At 65.6% G+C, this 15,472-nt stretch carries 11 protein-coding genes; 8 read left to right on the top strand and 3 right to left on the bottom strand.

The genetic code is table 11. From position 1 onward, the window contains the following. Window positions 1-10 precede the first annotated feature (10 nt). Together ACOJB8_RS05270 and ACOJB8_RS05265 are read right to left on the bottom strand one after the other, a co-directional pair. Window positions 11-1,171 (bottom strand): 2-aminoethylphosphonate--pyruvate transaminase, encoded by a 1,161-nt coding sequence (locus tag ACOJB8_RS05270; RefSeq protein ID WP_475011337.1) that lies wholly within the window; start codon window positions 1,169-1,171, stop codon window positions 11-13. 232 nt (window positions 1,172-1,403) lie between these two features. Beyond that, on the bottom strand, window positions 1,404-2,225 hold the full coding sequence (locus tag ACOJB8_RS05265; protein WP_475011336.1) for a DeoR/GlpR family DNA-binding transcription regulator: 822 nt from the start codon (window positions 2,223-2,225) through the stop codon (window positions 1,404-1,406). Between the two features lie 290 nt (window positions 2,226-2,515). Between ACOJB8_RS05265 and ACOJB8_RS05260 the strand changes: the two genes are divergently transcribed. The 6 genes from ACOJB8_RS05260 (at window position 2,516) to ACOJB8_RS05235 (ending at window position 11,300) form a co-directional block, all read left to right on the top strand. Then, window positions 2,516-4,996 (top strand): GcvT family protein, encoded by a 2,481-nt coding sequence (locus ACOJB8_RS05260; RefSeq protein ID WP_475011335.1) that lies wholly within the window; start codon window positions 2,516-2,518, stop codon window positions 4,994-4,996. A gap of 71 nt (window positions 4,997-5,067) precedes the next feature. Beyond that, complete coding sequence (locus tag ACOJB8_RS05255; protein WP_069267234.1) at window positions 5,068-5,931, top strand: LysR substrate-binding domain-containing protein; 864 nt, start codon at window positions 5,068-5,070, stop codon at window positions 5,929-5,931. Window positions 5,932-6,014: 83 nt separating this feature from the next. Beyond that, a complete protein-coding gene (locus tag ACOJB8_RS05250; protein WP_342948045.1) occupies window positions 6,015-6,404 on the top strand; it encodes an NUDIX hydrolase in 390 nt (129 codons plus the stop codon). A 200-nt stretch (window positions 6,405-6,604) separates the two neighbouring features. Next, entirely contained in the window at window positions 6,605-9,544 is a 2,940-nt protein-coding gene (locus ACOJB8_RS05245; protein WP_475011333.1) for a molybdopterin oxidoreductase family protein, read from the top strand. A 15-nt stretch (window positions 9,545-9,559) separates the two neighbouring features. Further along, complete coding sequence (locus ACOJB8_RS05240) at window positions 9,560-10,294, top strand: 4Fe-4S dicluster domain-containing protein (protein WP_475011330.1); 735 nt, start codon at window positions 9,560-9,562, stop codon at window positions 10,292-10,294. Between the two features lie 52 nt (window positions 10,295-10,346). Beyond that, entirely contained in the window at window positions 10,347-11,300 is a 954-nt protein-coding gene (locus ACOJB8_RS05235) for a dimethyl sulfoxide reductase anchor subunit family protein (RefSeq protein ID WP_475011328.1), read from the top strand. A 20-nt stretch (window positions 11,301-11,320) separates the two neighbouring features. On the opposite strand, the gene ACOJB8_RS05230 is transcribed toward ACOJB8_RS05235, so the two are convergent. After that, the gene (locus tag ACOJB8_RS05230) at window positions 11,321-12,085 is read right to left on the bottom strand and encodes an IclR family transcriptional regulator (RefSeq protein WP_342948041.1); all 765 of its coding nucleotides are present in this window, start codon (window positions 12,083-12,085) and stop codon (window positions 11,321-11,323) included. 216 nt (window positions 12,086-12,301) lie between these two features. Here ACOJB8_RS05230 and sauS point away from each other — a divergent pair, with 216 nt between their 5' ends. Continuing rightward, window positions 12,302-13,756, top strand: a complete 1,455-nt coding sequence (gene sauS, locus ACOJB8_RS05225; RefSeq protein WP_475011327.1) for an acylating sulfoacetaldehyde dehydrogenase — start codon at window positions 12,302-12,304, stop codon at window positions 13,754-13,756. Further along, window positions 13,753-15,420 carry an AMP-binding protein gene (locus ACOJB8_RS05220; RefSeq protein ID WP_475011326.1) on the top strand — a complete coding sequence of 556 codons (1,668 nt, stop codon included), beginning with the start codon at window positions 13,753-13,755 and terminating at the stop codon, window positions 15,418-15,420. Before sauS ends, ACOJB8_RS05220 begins: the two co-directional genes overlap by 4 nt. Window positions 15,421-15,472 lie beyond the last annotated feature (52 nt).

The following is a 15,472-nucleotide window of genomic DNA, read 5'->3' as shown; positions in this document are numbered from 1 at the left end:
GCATCTCCATTCAGGCTGTTTTTTCGATCTGACCGACCATGCCCATTTCCTCGAGGACTTCGCCGATCGCGGCGAGTGCGGCGCGCATTTCCTTTTCGCCGATCCGGCCAATACAGCCGATGCGGAACGAGTCGGCCACGGTCAGCTTGCCCGGATAGATCACGAAGCCGCGCGCCTTCAAACTTTCGTAGAACTGCGCAAAGACGAAGAGTGGGTCCTCGGGCATATGGAACGTGACGATGATCGGCGCCTGCAGCGTGTCCGCGAGCAGCGGCCTGAAGCCGAGCGCGCGCATGCCGTCGAGCAGGATCCGGCAGTTGTTGCGATAGCGTCCCCCGCGACCGGCTACGCCGCCTTCGGCATCGAACTCATCGAGCGCCTGGTGGAAGGCAACGATCACGTGCGTGGGCGGCGTGAAGCGATACTGGCTCGTCTTCTCCATGTTGAGCCACTGGTCGTGCAGGTCGAGCACGAGCGTGGTGGCGTTGCCCTGTGTGCGCTTGAGCGCTTCGACGCGGCAGATCACGAAGCCGAGGCCCGGGACGCCTTCGATGCACTTGTTGGACGATGCGGCGACCGCGTCGATGTGCATGGCCTGCACGTCGATCGGCAACGCGCCGAAGGCACTCATCGAATCGACGAGATAGCCCTTGCCGTATCTGGCCGCCAGTGCGCCGATCTGCGCGATGGGGTTGAGAATGCCCGAGGTCGTCTCGCAGTGAACGGTGAACACGTGCGTGATGGACGGGTTGCTCGCCAGCAGCGCTTCGACCGCGGCGAGGTCAGGCGGCGTGTCCTCGGCCGTTTCGTGCACCACGGTCCTGCGCCCGGCGATATCGAGAATGTGCTTCGCCCGCTTGCCATAGGCGCCGTTGATCAGCACGAGGACCTCGCCGTCGGCGGGCACGAAGGTCGTGAGCATGGCCTCGACGGCGAAGGTGCCAGAACCTTGCATGGGCACCGTCGCCCAGTCGTCCGAACCGTTCGCTATCCTGACGAGTCGCGTGAGCACTGAGCGGTTGATTGCGATGAAGTTCGCATCGCGCGAGCCCCAGTCGTGAACCATTGCCGCTTTGACGGTGCGCGAGGTGGTGAGTGGACCGGGCGTAAGGAGCAGCGGATCGCCGGTTTCTGAAGCTGCAGGGGAGGAAGCCGTGGAAGATGCCGTCATGGGGTGTCTCCGTGAAGGTCTGTTCTGACTGTCTGACTGCGTGTTGAAGTCACTTTAGGCCGCGCAACAAAAACAGTCAATACGCCACTATTTGCCACAACACCAGGGGATACGCGGATGCGTTGGCAGCGATTGCGTCAGATGCGGCGCGGCAAGCGGCAGCGCGACCCGGCACTACGTGCGCGCAGAGGAACGATGTGGAGAGGGATGGGCAAGCGCCCGTGTGTGCGGCTCAGCGCTCGCCGCTCGCGACGATCACTCGCCACTGCTGCAGTTCGAACGCACGAGCGATACGCGGCGGCGGCGGCGCATCGACGACGACGCCTGCGATGTGCGGCACGGGCGTGATTCGGACGGGCGTGCCGTGCTCGAACTTGGTGTGGTCGGCGAGCACGTAGACCGCCTTGCCGGCGTTCATCATCAGATGCCGCTGCTCGGCGGCGAGCCGCGAGTAATCGGTGAATTCGCCCTCCGGCGAGATACCGCTCACGCCGAGAAAAACAAGGTCGACGCGATAGTGGGCGAGCGCGGTCATCGTCTCGATGCCGAATGCCGCTTCGTCGTTCGGCTCGATGTCGCCACCGAGCACGATCACTTTCACGCCGGGCGCGCGGCACAGGAGCAGGCCGATCGGCAGGCTGTTGGTGATAACGGTGAGGTCGCTGTGGTTCGTGAGCGCAGCGGCGAGGCCCAGCGTGGTGGAGCCCGAATCGAGCAGCACGACCATGCCGTCGGCGACGAGCTGCGCCGCCGCGGCGCCGATGGCCGCCTTGCCCGCAGCGTTCGCCGCTTCGCGCGTGGCAAGCGACGGTTCGTCAACCGCGCGCTTCGCCGCGCCGCCGTGGACGAGACTCAGGCGGCCCTGTTCCGCGAGCGCCTTGAGGTCACGACGGATCGTTTCGCGCGAGACGCCGAGCGTCATGCTCATGTCGGCGACACTCACTGAGCCGCTCGCATCGAGGCTTTGCAGAATGTAGTCGGTGCGTCCGACGGCGAGACGGCGGTTCAGCGGCATGGGTGGAGCAAGGGGTGGGGCGGCGCGGTCATCTGGCATGGTGTTGCCTTTCAGGAAAGGAAAGCGCGGCGGTGCCCGTGAACTGGACGCACGAGGATAAGCCACAAAATACCACAAATTGCCGAGCGATTCGTTCCTCTCGAAGAGGGGTGAATCGTCGTTGTATTTTCGCGGGTGCGCGATGCCACGCCGCCCAGACCAGGCAAATATCCCCCATCAAGCGCGCCCGTCTTGTGGCAAATTGAGTTGTTTTGTGTGGCATCTTGTTGCATTATTTGGCCTGGTAGCTGTCCTCGCAACGCATTTCACTCCGCATCGAGGCCCACCCTATGCCTACCCCTGTCCCTGCGCATGCGCGCGTCGTGATCATCGGCGGCGGTATCGTCGGCTGCTCCGTGGCTTACCATCTCGCGAAACTCGGTTGGAGCGACATCGTGCTGCTCGAACAGGGCGTGCTCTCGTGCGGTACGACGTGGCACGCGGCGAGTCTGGTCGGCCAGTTGCGCGCGCAGCACAGCATGACGAAGCTCATTCGCTATTCCACGACCCTTTATGCCGAACTCGAGGCCGAAACGGGGCTGGCCACCGGCTGGAAGCAATGCGGGTCGCTCTCGGTGGCGCGCACGCCGGAGCGGATGACCCAACTGAAACGCACGGCCGCGTCGGCGCGCGCCTATGGCGTGACCTGCGACGTCATCGGGCCGCGGGAGGCGGGCGAGTTGTGGCCAGTGATGCGCGCCGACGACCTGCTTGGCGCAGTCTGGCTCCCGGGTGACGGCAAGGCGAATCCGACTGACCTGACGCAATCGCTCGCGCGCGGCGCGCGCATGCGTGGCGCCCGCGTGGTCGAGAACACGCGAATCACCGCCGTGCACACGGCCGCCACGCGCGCGGGGCGAGTCGTCACCGGAGTCACGTGGCGCAACAAGGACGGCGACGAAGGCACGTTGCAGGCGGATCTCGTCGTGAACTGCGCAGGGCAGTGGGCGAAGGCGATCGGCCGGCTGGCCGGCGTCACGGTGCCCCTGCATTCGGCGGAGCACTATTACATCGTGACCGAGCGCATCGCGGGCGTGCATCCCGATTTGCCCGTCATGCGCGACCCCGACGGCTTCATCTACTTCAAGGAGGAAGTGGGCGGCCTCGTAATGGGCGGCTTCGAGCCGAATGCGAAGCCGTGGGGTATGAACGGGATTCCGGAGAACTTCGAGTTTCAGCTGCTGCCCGACGACTGGGATCAGTTCGAAGTGCTGATGGAAAATGCATTGCAGCGTGTGCCGGCGCTTGAAACCGCGCAGGTTCGCCAGTTCTACAACGGGCCGGAATCGTTCACGCCGGACAACAATTTCATTCTCGGTGAGGCGCCCGAGTTGCGCGGCTTCTTCGTGGGCGCGGGTTTCAACTCGATGGGCATCGCCTCGGCGGGCGGCGCCGGCATGGCGCTGGCCGAGTGGATCGTGGCCGGCGAGCCGACCATGGATCTCTGGCCCGTGGACATACGCCGCTTTGCGCGCTTCAACGGCAACGACACCTGGCTGCACGACCGCGTCAAGGAAACACTAGGCCTGCACTATGCGATGCCCTGGCCAAATCGGGAACTCGACACGGCGCGGCCATTCCGTCGCTCGCCGCTCCATGCGCTGCTCGCCGCCGATGGCGCCTGCTTTGGCAGCAAGATGGGCTGGGAGCGCGCGAACTTCTTCGCGCCAAAGCCCATCGAGGCGCGCATCGAGTACGCGTTCGGCCAGCCGAACTGGCTGCCGTGGAGCGGCGCGGAGCACCGCGCCTGCCGCGAACGCGTCGCGCTGTTCGACATGACGTCGTTTGCCAAGCTGCTCGTCAAGGGGCGTGACGCGGAAGCTGTCCTGCAGGGCATCGTCGCCAATGACGTAGCCGTGCCGGTCGGCACCACGATCTATTCCGGCATCCTGAACGATCGCGGCGCTTACGAGTCGGACGTCACGCTCACGCGCCTGGCGGAAGACCAGTATCTCGTCGTCACAGGCTCCGCGCAGGCGACGCGTGACTTCGACTACCTCGAGAAGGCGATTGGGCACGAGCGGCACTGCGTGCTCGTCGACGTCACCAGCCAGTACGCGGTGCTTGCCGTGATGGGGCCGCACTCGCGGGCACTGCTGCAAAGTGTTTCGAAAGCAGACTGGAGCCCCGCGGCGTTCCCGTTTGGTCAAAGCCGCGAGGTCGATATCGGTTACGCGACCGTGCGCGCAACGCGCGTGTCCTACGTCGGCGAACTGGGCTGGGAGCTATACGTTCCCGTCGAATTCGCCGTAGGCGTCTACGAGACGCTTCATGCGGCGGGCGAAGCGTACGGCCTTGTGAATGCGGGCTACTACGCGATCGAGTCGTTGCGCCTCGAGAAGGGCTACCGCGCGTGGGGCCGCGAACTCTCGCCCGAGCACAATCCCTTCGAAGCCGGGCTCGCATTTGCATGCAAGCTCGACAAGGACATCGCCTTTCGCGGTCGCGACGCACTTCTGCGGCTGCGCGACCAGCCCTTGCAGCGTCGGCTCGCCGTCTTCAGCGCCGACGGCGCAAGCGATCGCATGCTATGGGGCGGCGAGGGCATTCTGCGCGACGGCAAGCCGGTCGGCTCGGTAACGTCGGCCGCCTTCGGCTACACGCTCGGCTGCCCGGTTGCCATGGGCTATCTCTCGCGCCTGGACGGGCCTGTCGATGCCGCGTGGCTCGCCCAGGGGCGCTATACGATCGACGTGGCGGGAGAGCCGATTCCGGCGACGCTGCATCTGCAAGCGCCATACGACCCGCGCTCGTTGCGCACGAAGAGTTGACTGAGTCATTGCGGGCAACTGAAGGGCTGCACGCGAGCGGGTCAACGGCATCGTCCTCCCAGGGTGGCAACATGCATTACGCGCAATTGCGGGCATTTCATGCGGTGGCGGAGCAGGGCGGCTTTTCGAAGGCCGCCCGTGCGCTTGCGCTGACACAGCCGGCGATTTCCGATCACGTGCGGCGCCTCGAACAGGACTATGGCGTACGACTTTTCGAGCGCACCGCGCGGGGTGTCGAACCGACGGACCTCGGCCGGCGCCTCTACGCGGTGACGCGCCAGATGGTGGCCTGCGAGCGCGATGCCCGCCGCCTGCTCGAAGCCGCGGGCGAGCTCGAGTCGGGCGAGCTTTCCCTCGTTGCCGATGCACCGGACCTGGCGATGAGGCTGATCGGCGCGTTCCGGATGCGCCATCCGGGGATCGTGGTGAAACTCTCGGTGGCCAACGCGACCGAGTGCATGCAGCGCGTGCTGGCCGGCGTTGTCGATGCCGCGATCTCTGCCGCGCGGGTCGTGCATGCCGGCCTGGAAACGCGGGTGCTGTGCGAGGCGCCGCTTGCCGCCGTCGTTCCTGCCAGCAGCGCGCTCGCCACACAGGCAGCGCTCAGCTACGAGGCGCTCGTGCGCGAACCGATGATCTTCCGCGAAACGCAATCCGTCACGCAGCAACTGCTCGAAGCGGAGCTGGTGCGCAAGGGCCTGCAAGTGCGTCCCGTGCTGTACGTGGAAGGTCGCGAAGCATTGCAAACCGCCATCGCGCAGGGCGTTGGCGTGGGTGTCATCGCGCGTACGGAGTTCGGTGGCTCGCCGGGCGTCCGCGCGATTGCGCTTGCCGACTGCCGGGTCCGCATGATCGAGTCGCTGGCGCGGCTCGCCGACCGTCCGGCGTCGAACCTCCTCGATGCACTGTTTAGTACCGACCCCGTATCGACCTGACTTCGGGCTCGATGCTTGCTACCCGAGGCGGAACAACGATCGACTCATACGAAACAGAGGGCCTCTATCATCAAACGCGAAGCATGAAAGAACGAGCAACTGTCGTGTGCTGGCAGCAAGGACGGATTCTCCTCGTCGAACGGGGGCGATCGCGATGGTCGCTGCCCGGCGGCACGATCAGGCGCGCGGAGTCGCCGGCGGACGCTGCCGTACGTGAACTCAATGAAGAGACGACGCTCGAGGGCTGCGAGCTGGGATACCTGTTCCAGTTTGGCGGACTCAACAAGCGGCACCACGTCTTTTTCTCCGTGCTGCACGACGACGCGAGACCTATGCCGAATAACGAGATTCTAAGGTGCCGATGGTTTCGTCCCCAGAAGGTCTCTACGCTGATTACCAGCGTGCCGACACGGGAAATCGTCGATCTCCTGTTCGGTCATGAAGCGGAGCAACCCACGCTGGTCCGCGCGTAAAGCGCTGCGCCGCCGCGTTCCCCGCAGCCCTGTCCAGCTTCGAATCCAGACGCCAATCCCCGCGCGCGGCCCGCAACTATCGGGCGGGCTGATGAATGAGATCGCAAATTGCGAGTTTTTCTATTTGCCGCTCATTTATACGATATTCATTGTCCGCACAGTGTTTGTGCGGCCGCACCGCAAGCGCATCTGGAGGAGCGATGGAACATCAGCCCCGCACGCAGAACGAAAAGCTCGAGGTCAAGACCACGACATGCTACATGTGCGCGTGCCGCTGTGGCATACGCGTGCATCTTCGCGACGGCGAGGTTCGGTATATCGACGGCAATCCCGAGCATCCGCTTAATCAGGGCGTAATCTGCGCCAAAGGCTCGTCGGGCATCATGAAGCAGTATTCGCCGGCGCGCCTCACGCAACCGCTGCTGCGCAAACCGGACGCCTTGCGCGGCACCGCCCAGTTCGAGCCCATCTCGTGGGAAGCGGCGTTCGACATGCTGGAAAAGCGCCTCGCGCATTTGCGCGCGACCGACCCGAGGCAATTCGCGCTCTTCACGGGCCGTGACCAGATGCAGGCGCTCACAGGCCTGTTCGCCAAACAGTTCGGCACCCCAAACTATGCGGCCCACGGCGGCTTCTGCTCGGCGAACATGGCGGCCGGCATGATCTATACGATGGGCGGCTCGTTCTGGGAGTTCGGTGGACCGGACCTCGACCGCGCGAGGCTGTTCTTCATGATCGGCACGGCGGAGGACCATCACTCGAATCCGCTGAAGATTGCGATTTCGAAGTTCAAGCGCGCGGGCGGCCGCTTCATCGCCATCAATCCGATCCGCACGGGCTACGCGGCAATCGCCGATGAGTGGGTGCCTATCCGTCCCGGCACGGATGGTGCGCTGTTCATGGCGCTCATGCGTGAGCTGATCGAACAGAATGCATATGACCGCGAGTTCGTCGAGCGCTATACGAATGCCGGTGAACTGCTCGATATGCGCGCCGACAGCGATACGTACGGCCTGTTCGTGCAGGACCCGGCGGTCGAAGTGCGCAATCCGCTGTTTCCGCAGAATCACCTCTGGTGGGACGCCGCGAGTCAGCGCGAAGTGCCGCATCATGCGCCGGGCGTGCGTCCCGCGCTGGAAGGGCGCTATACGCTCGCAGACGGCACGCCGGTCGCGCCATCGTTCGGGTTGCTGCGCGAGCAGGTTGCCGACTGCACGCCCGAGTGGGCGGCGCAGATCACCGGCATTCCCGCCGCCACGATCCGCCGGCTGGCTCAGGAAATGGCCGATGTCGCGCGCGATCAAAAGGTCACGTTGCCGATTCAGTGGACCGACGCCTGGGGCGAAACGCACGAAACCGTGACGGGTGCGCCCATTGCCTTCCACGCCATGCGCGGGCTCGCCGCTCACTCGAACGGCTTTCAGTCGATACGCGGCCTCGCCGTGCTGATGTCGCTGCTCGGCACGATCGACCGGCCCGGCGGTTTCCGGCACAAGTCGCCGTATCCGCGCGCCGTGCCGCCTTCGGCGAAGCCGCCCAACAGCCCCCACGACGTGAAGCCGAACACGCCGCTCGCGAATGGTCCGCTGGGCTGGCCCGCCGCGCCGGAAGATCTGTTTATCGACGCCAAGGGCGAGCCCGTGCGCATCGACAAGGCGTTTTCGTGGGAGTATCCGCTCGCCGTGCATGGCTTGATGCATAGCGTCATTACGAACGCGTGGCGGGGCGATCCGTATCCCATCGATACGCTGTTGATCTTCATGGCCAACATGGCGTGGAATTCGTCGATGAACACGGTGGAAGTCCGCAAGATGCTCGCGGACAAGCACGAGAACGGCGAGTACAAGATTCCGTTCATCGTGGTGTGCGATGCGTTCCAGTCGGAGATGACGGCCTTCGCCGACCTGATCCTGCCCGACACGACCTACCTCGAACGCCACGACGCGATGTCGATGCTCGACCGGCCCATTTCCGAGTTCGACGGTCCGGTGGACTCCGTGCGCGTGCCCGTCGTCCCGCCGACGGGCGAATGCAAGCCGTTCCAGGAAGTGCTCGTCGAGCTGGCGAGCCGCCTGAAGCTGCCGGCTTTCACGACGCCCGAAGGCACGCGCAAATACCGCGACTATCCGGACTTCATCATCAATCACCAGACGGCGCCGGGCTCCGGCGTGGGCTTCCTGATCGGCTGGCGCGGCAAGGACGGCGAGAAGGCGCTGGTTGGCGAACCGAACCCGCGGCAGTGGGAGGAGTATGCGAAGCACAACTGCGTCTACCACTACACGCTGCCCGAGTCGCTGCAGTACATGCGCAACTGCAACGGGCCTTATCTGGACTTCGCTGTCGAAAAGGGCTTTCGCAAGTTCAACGAGCCGATCGTCATCGCGCTTTACTCGGACGTGATGCAGAAGTTCCGGCTCGCCGCCCAAGGCAAGACCAAGGGCCGGCAACCGCCCGAGCATTTGCGCGCGCGCATCGAGCAATACTTCGACCCGCTGCCGTTCTGGCATCCTCCGCTCGAGCACGACGCGACCGATCACGCGCAGTATCCGCTCGCGGCCGTCACGCAGCGTCCCATGGCGATGTACCACTCGTGGGACTCGCAGAACGCCTGGCTGCGGCAGATTCATGGCGAGAACTATCTGTACATGAATCCGCGCACGGCGGCGGCGCAGGGCATCGAGGACGGCGGCTGGATCTACGTCGAATCGCAATGGGGCAAGGTGCGGTGCCTCGCGCGCTACAGCGAAGCGGTCGAGCCGGGTACGGTCTGGACATGGAACGCCATCGGCAAGTCGGCGGGCGCATGGAATCTCGGACCCGACGCCAACGAGTCGCAGCGCGGCTTCCTGCTGAACCACCTGATCGCCGACGAGATTCCCGTCAAACGCGCCGGTCACACGCGCACGTCGAACTCCGATCCGATCACGGGGCAGGCCGCATGGTACGACGTGCGCGTGCGCATCTATCCGGCGGAGGCGCACGCCGACCACACGCTGCCGCAGTTCGCCCCCATGCCCGCGCTGCCGGGCGCCGTCGGCACCGGTGGCGCGGGGGGCTTCATCCATCGCGTCGTGCAAACGTATTTCGCCGGGCGCGGCGAGTTTGCCGAGCGTCTTGCGAAAGCCGCGCAACGCAAGTGAAACGGAGAGCATGCGATGACACAGATGGCGCTCGTGATCGATCTGAACGTCTGCGTGGGCTGCCACGCGTGCGTGACGAGCTGCAAGGAATGGAACACGTCGGGCGAGGCGGGCAGTCTCGCCGACTTTCGCCCGTATGACGCCGATCCATCGGGCACGTTCTTCAACCGGGTGCAGACGTTCGAAGCGGGCGAGTTTCCGCTTGCCGACACCGTTCATTTTCCCAAGTCCTGCCTGCACTGCGAGGACCCGCCGTGCGTGCCGGTCTGTCCGACCGGGGCAAGCTACAAGCGCAAGGAAGACGGCCTCGTGCTGGTCGACTACGACCGCTGCATCGGCTGCAAGTACTGCGCGTGGGCCTGCCCCTACGGCGCGCGCGAAATCGACGAAGCGCGCAAGGAAATGACCAAGTGCACGCTGTGCTCCGACCGCATCGACAACGAAGCGCTGCCGGAGCGCGACCGCAAGCCCGCGTGCGTGCTCGCGTGCCCGACCTCGGCGCGCCTCTTTGGCGACATTCACGATCCGGAGTCGGTCGTGTCGAAGGCGATCCGCGAACGGGGCGGCTATCAGCTGATGCCCGAGTGGGGAACCCGGCCGTCGAATCACTATTTACCGCGTCAACCGGTGACGTCCTGCGGTAGCGGCTCGTGTTCGTGCAAGACAGCGGGCGCGGGGGAGACCGATACGCTGGAAGCGCAGGTCGAACACGGCGCGCTCAATCTCGCGTCGGTCGCCACGCGCGTATGAGCACGCCAGCGCGCCCGCATGGCGCACCCCGAATCGTAGAGTGGAGAACGGTATGAATCCGGCATTTTCCGTGGTCTTTCTCACCACGCTGAGCGGCGCGGGCCAGGGCTTGCTGATCGCGCTCGTCGGCGTGGAGCTGGCGCAACGGCTCGGCTTCGGCGACGTGGCAGCGGTTCCGGCGATGTTCTATGTCGTCGGTGCGGCGCTTTCGTGCGCGCTGGGCGCATTGGGGCTCGTGGCGTCGTTCTTCCATCTCGGCCATCCCGAGCGGGCTTGGCGGGCCATTGCGATGTGGCGTACCTCGTGGCTGTCGCGCGAATGCCTTTGTCTTCCCGCGTTTCTGGCCTGCACGTTTGCCTATGGTCTCGCGCACCTGCTAGGGGCCCCGTTTTCCCTGGCAATAGGGGGCGTGGCTGTCGTCGCGAGCCTGCTGCTGTTCGTGTGCACCGCGATGATCTACGCCTGCCTGCGCTTTCTCCAGGAATGGGCGACGCCGCTCACGCTGGTCAATTTCGTCTTGCTCGGCTGCGCGTCCGGCTTCACGCTCGCAACCGCGTGCGCCGCGAGATTCGCACCGGCCATGGCGGTGCCGCTCGCCGTCTGCGCATGCGTGTTGACGCTGGCGGGCTGCGCGTCGCGCACGGCCTCGCTGGTCCGCAATGCGCGTCTGCGTCCGAAATCGACTGTGCAAAGTGCGACCGGCATTCGCGCGGAACGCGTCGAGCAGAAGTCGCGCGGGTTTACGGCAGGCGCCTTCAATCTGCGCGAGTTCTTTCACGGCAAGACGCCAGGCGCGCTCAAACGCATCAAGTGGACGTTCCTGATCGCGGCGTTCCTCGCTCCTTTCTGCCTCGTGGCGATCGGCGGCGGCATTCGATCCGTTGGACTCTCGTTCGCGGTGTTTTGCCTGGCGGCTGTGATTCAGTACGCGGGCCTGGTGGCGGAGCGCTGGTTTTTCTTTGCTGAAGCGCGGCATCCGCAGAATCTCTACTATCAGCGTTCATAATTCGCGCGCTCCACGTCCCTCTACTCGCGGAACGTTTTCGCGGTTTCCGTTGCGGCATGCCTCAGGTCGGGCACGAAGGCGAGCAGGTCGTCGAGCGCGACGCGCCCAACCGGCGCCTGGACGGCGATTGCCGCGCACGCACGGTTGCGGTCCAGCATCACGGGCACGGCGATCGCGATCAAACCCTGTAAATGCTCCTGATTGTTGATCGCGAGCTGCCGCCGGCGCGTCACCGCCAGCTCTTTGCGCAACGCTTCGCGGTCGGTGATCGTTTGCTCCGAGTGGGCGCGCAGCGGCAGCGTGTCGATCATACGGTCGCGCCGCTCCTTGGGCAAAAAGCTCAGTAGCAGCTTGCCGCTTGCCGAACAGTGCAGCGGCACGTGCGAGCCCGGCTGAAGATGCATGCGCAGCGGCCATTCGGTCTCCACGCGGTCGACATAGACCACGTCGTTGCCGGCGAGCATGGTGAGATTGCAGGTCTCGCCAATCTTTTCGACCAGCTGCTCGAGCAGCAAGTGCCGCGCCGCCGCCGGCCCCGCGTGCATCAGCACGTTCACCGCCATCATTCTCACGCGTGCCGAACATTCGTAGAGCTTGTCGTTGGCGCCGCGTGTGACGAGCCACGCGTCGGTGAGCTGGGCCAGGATTCGGTGCACCGTCTGCTTGGGCAAGCCGAGCGCATCGACCAGATCCGTCATCGCCAAAGGACGGCCCGCCTGGGCTAGCGTTTCCAGCACGCGAAACGCGCGCACTGCCGCCGCATTCGATTGGTTCGAGGTGGACACGCTTGTCTCCTGCGTCGCTTGCCTTGTGCGATCGACGCTAGCTTCCCGTCATTGTGCATCTTCCAATGCGATTTTCGGGACTGGTGAAAGTCCCGAAAATCGCATATTCCGCGCCTTGATAGTCGTGCGTCTTTGATTGCGCGGGAATCGGGACTCGCATTCACGCGCCGATGAATAGATTGGCAGTACAGCCAATTATTTGATCGGAGCGCGCCGATGAATGTGAGAGAGACCGTCGCCAACGCCGCCGGTGCGGGCAAACCCGAGGCGCCCGCCCCGCAGATCGCCGCGCTCGTGGCGCGTGCGCGTGCGGCGCAGCAAGCGTTCGAGTTCGCCGGACAGGCAACCCTGGACACCGCTGCAGCAGCAGCCGCGTGGGCGATCATGGAGCCCGGCCGAAACCGCGAGCTAGCCGAGCTGGCGGTGCGCGACACGGGACTCGGGAACGCCGACGACAAGTTCCGCAAGAACTACCGCAAGACGCTCGGGCTGCTGCGCGACCTGCATGGGAAAAAGACCTGCGGCGTGATTGCGCGTGACGAGGCCACAGGCATCGTCGAAATCGCGCGCGCGGTGGGGGTAGTCGCGGCGATCACGCCCTCCACCAATCCGGCCGCGACGCCCGCCAACAAGATCGTCAACGCGCTCAAATGCGGCAATGCGGTGATCGTCGCGCCTTCGCCGAAGGGCTATGGCGCGTGCGAGGCGCTCATCGGCTTCATCCACGCCCAGTTCGCCAAGGCGGGGCTGGACCCGGCGCTCGTGCAGATGCTGCCCGCGCCCGTGGACAAGGCCGCCACCGCGGCCCTGATGCGCGACGCCGACCTCGTCGTCGCGACGGGCTCTCAGGCCAATGTGCGCATGGCCTACGCCAGCGGCACGCCGGCCTTCGGGGTAGGGGCCGGCAACGTGGCGTCGATCGTGACGCGCACGGCGAACCTTCGCGATGCGGCGTACAAGATCGCCGCGTCGAAGACCTTCGACAACGCGACGAGCTGCTCGTCGGAGAACAGCGTCGTGATCGACGAGGCGGTTTACGACGCGATGCTGCACGAACTCGCCGCCTCTGGCGGCGTGCTGCTCGACGCGCAGCAGAAGGCGCAATTGCAGGCGGCGATGTGGACCGACGGCAAGCTCTCGTCGCGTTGCACCGCTAAATCCGCGGCGCAGATCGCGCGCGCCGCCGGCCTCGACGAGGTGGCAGAGGTCGCGGCGCACACAGGCGCGTTCCTGATGGTCGAGGAGAGCGGCATCGGCGCGGCGCACCCGTTTTCGGGCGAAAAGCTCGCGCCGGTGCTCACGGTCTATCGCGCGCGCGATTTCGACGCTGCGGCGGATATCGTGCGCAGCCTCTACGCGTATATGGGAGCGGGTCACTCGGTCGGCCTGCACACCGACGATCCGGATCAAGCCGTGACGCTGGGTTCGACGCTGCCGGTGGCGCGCGTGATCGTCAACCAGGCGCATTGCTTCGCGACGGGCGGCAACTTCGACAACGGCCTGCCGTTCTCGCTCTCGATGGGCTGTGGGACCTGGGGGCGCAACAACTTCTCGGACAATCTCGGCTTTCGCCAGTACCTGAATGTCACGCGCGTGGCGTACCCCATCACGGAGCGCGTTCCCGAGCTCGACACCTTGCTCGGCGACTATTTCCGGAGGTTCGGCCCATGAGCGCGCCCGCCACGATCCGCGCGCTGATCGAAACCCGCGCCACACAGTATCCGGACAAGCCCTTCCTGCTGGCCGCGCCCGACGAAGGCGCCAGCGAAGACGCCGGCGCAGTCGCCGAGAGCGCCACGGCAGGCGCGACGTTGACCTTTGGCGCGCTGCTCGAGCGTTGCCGCACGCTCGAGAGCCGCTTTCGCGACGCCGGCCTCAAGCCGGGCGATGTCGTTTCCGTGCTGATGGGCAACGGCATCCAGACTGCCACGCTGCTGCTCGGCGCGATGTACAGCGGACTGATCGCGCATCCGCTCAACCTGCTTTGCCAGGCGTCCCAGCTTGCCTATATCGTCGAGCACTCGGATACGCGGATGATCTTCGCGAGCGCGCAGACCAGCGGCGCCCTCGCAGCGGCGCTCGCCGCGCTGCGCGAGCAGGGCATGTCGCGCCACATCGCGCTCGTGCGCACGCAGCCGGATGCCGTTGCGTTGCCGGTGCTGCCCGCACTCGAAACTGTGGCCGCCCATGAGGCGAGCGCTGTGCCGACGGCGGCGAGCCTCGCGGGCCTCCCGGCCCTGGAATCCGCGCCCGTGGAAGAAGCCCGGTCCGGGCCCGATGCGGCCGACATCGCCCTGCTGATGTACACCTCGGGCACGACCGGCGCGCCCAAGGGCGTGCTGCTCAGCCACGCAAGCCTCCATGCGAACGCGCGCAATATCAGCCTCGAGCACCGGCTCGCCGACGACGACCGCGTGCTGGCATCGCTGCCGCTCTATCACATCAACGGGCTCGTCGTGACCTTGCTTGCGCCGCTCTGGCACGCGGGCTCGGTCGTGCTGACGCCGCGTTTCTCCGGGCGCACGTTCTGGCGCGACGCCGCCAGCTACGGCTGCACGTGGATCAACGTGGTGCCGACCATCGTCGCCTATCTCCTCAACGGCGACGAACCGAGCGGACTCGACCTCTCGGCGCTCAAGTTCTGCCGCAGCGCGTCGGCCGCGCTGCCCGCCGACCATCATCGCGCGTTCGAGGCGCGCTTCGGTATCGGCGTCATCGAAACGATGGGGATGACCGAGACCGCCGCGCCTGTCTTTAGCAATCCGTACGATGCATCGCGGCGCCGCATTGGCAGCATCGGCCTGCCATCGGGCGGCGAAGCACGCGTGATCGACCGTGACGGCCGTGAATGCGGACCGAACGAGTGCGGCGAAATCGTGCTGCGCGGCGCCCAGGTCATGCGCGGCTACTACAAGCGCGGCGAGGACACGGCGAAGGCGTTCACCGCCGATGGCTGGCTGCGCACCGGCGACCTGGGCTATCGCGACGACGAAGGCTACTTCTATATCAATGGCCGCTCGAAGGAACTGATCATCAAGGGCGGCGAGAACATCGCGCCGCGCGAGATCGACGAGGCGCTGCTGCGCCATCCGGGCGTGCTCGACGCGGCGGCCGTCGGCGTGCCCGACCCCGCCTATGGGCAGGAGATCGTCGCGTTCGTGGTGGCGCGCGAGGCGCACTGGCAGGGCGCGCCCGACGCGGACGCCCTGCGCGAGCACTGCCTGCGCGAACTGGGCCGCTACAAAACACCAAAAGAATTCCGCTTCGTGAACGAACTGCCGCGCGGCCCCTCGGGCAAGGTCCAGCGGCTGAAGCTCGTGACGCCCTCGGGCTGATACACGACCGCGCCTCGCGCGCCTACGCGCGCATCCGACCCGGCGACACAAA

The sequence above is a fragment of the Paraburkholderia sp. BR10141 genome (assembly GCF_056155635.1).
This window is presented reverse-complemented; position numbering and strand designations above follow the sequence as displayed.

Coding starts and splice junctions, on each gene's coding strand:
- ACOJB8_RS05220 (WP_475011326.1), top strand. CDS start 13,753: ATGAGCGCGCCCGCCACGATCCGCGCGCTGATCGAAACCCGCGCCACA.
- ACOJB8_RS05240 (WP_475011330.1), top strand. CDS start 9,560: ATGACACAGATGGCGCTCGTGATCGATCTGAACGTCTGCGTGGGCTGC.
- ACOJB8_RS05270 (WP_475011337.1), bottom strand. CDS start 1,171: ATGACGGCATCTTCCACGGCTTCCTCCCCTGCAGCTTCAGAAACCGGC.
- ACOJB8_RS05260 (WP_475011335.1), top strand. CDS start 2,516: ATGCCTACCCCTGTCCCTGCGCATGCGCGCGTCGTGATCATCGGCGGC.
- ACOJB8_RS05255 (WP_069267234.1), top strand. CDS start 5,068: ATGCATTACGCGCAATTGCGGGCATTTCATGCGGTGGCGGAGCAGGGC.
- ACOJB8_RS05250 (WP_342948045.1), top strand. CDS start 6,015: ATGAAAGAACGAGCAACTGTCGTGTGCTGGCAGCAAGGACGGATTCTC.
- ACOJB8_RS05235 (WP_475011328.1), top strand. CDS start 10,347: ATGAATCCGGCATTTTCCGTGGTCTTTCTCACCACGCTGAGCGGCGCG.
- sauS (WP_475011327.1), top strand. CDS start 12,302: ATGAATGTGAGAGAGACCGTCGCCAACGCCGCCGGTGCGGGCAAACCC.
- ACOJB8_RS05265 (WP_475011336.1), bottom strand. CDS start 2,225: ATGCCAGATGACCGCGCCGCCCCACCCCTTGCTCCACCCATGCCGCTG.
- ACOJB8_RS05245 (WP_475011333.1), top strand. CDS start 6,605: ATGGAACATCAGCCCCGCACGCAGAACGAAAAGCTCGAGGTCAAGACC.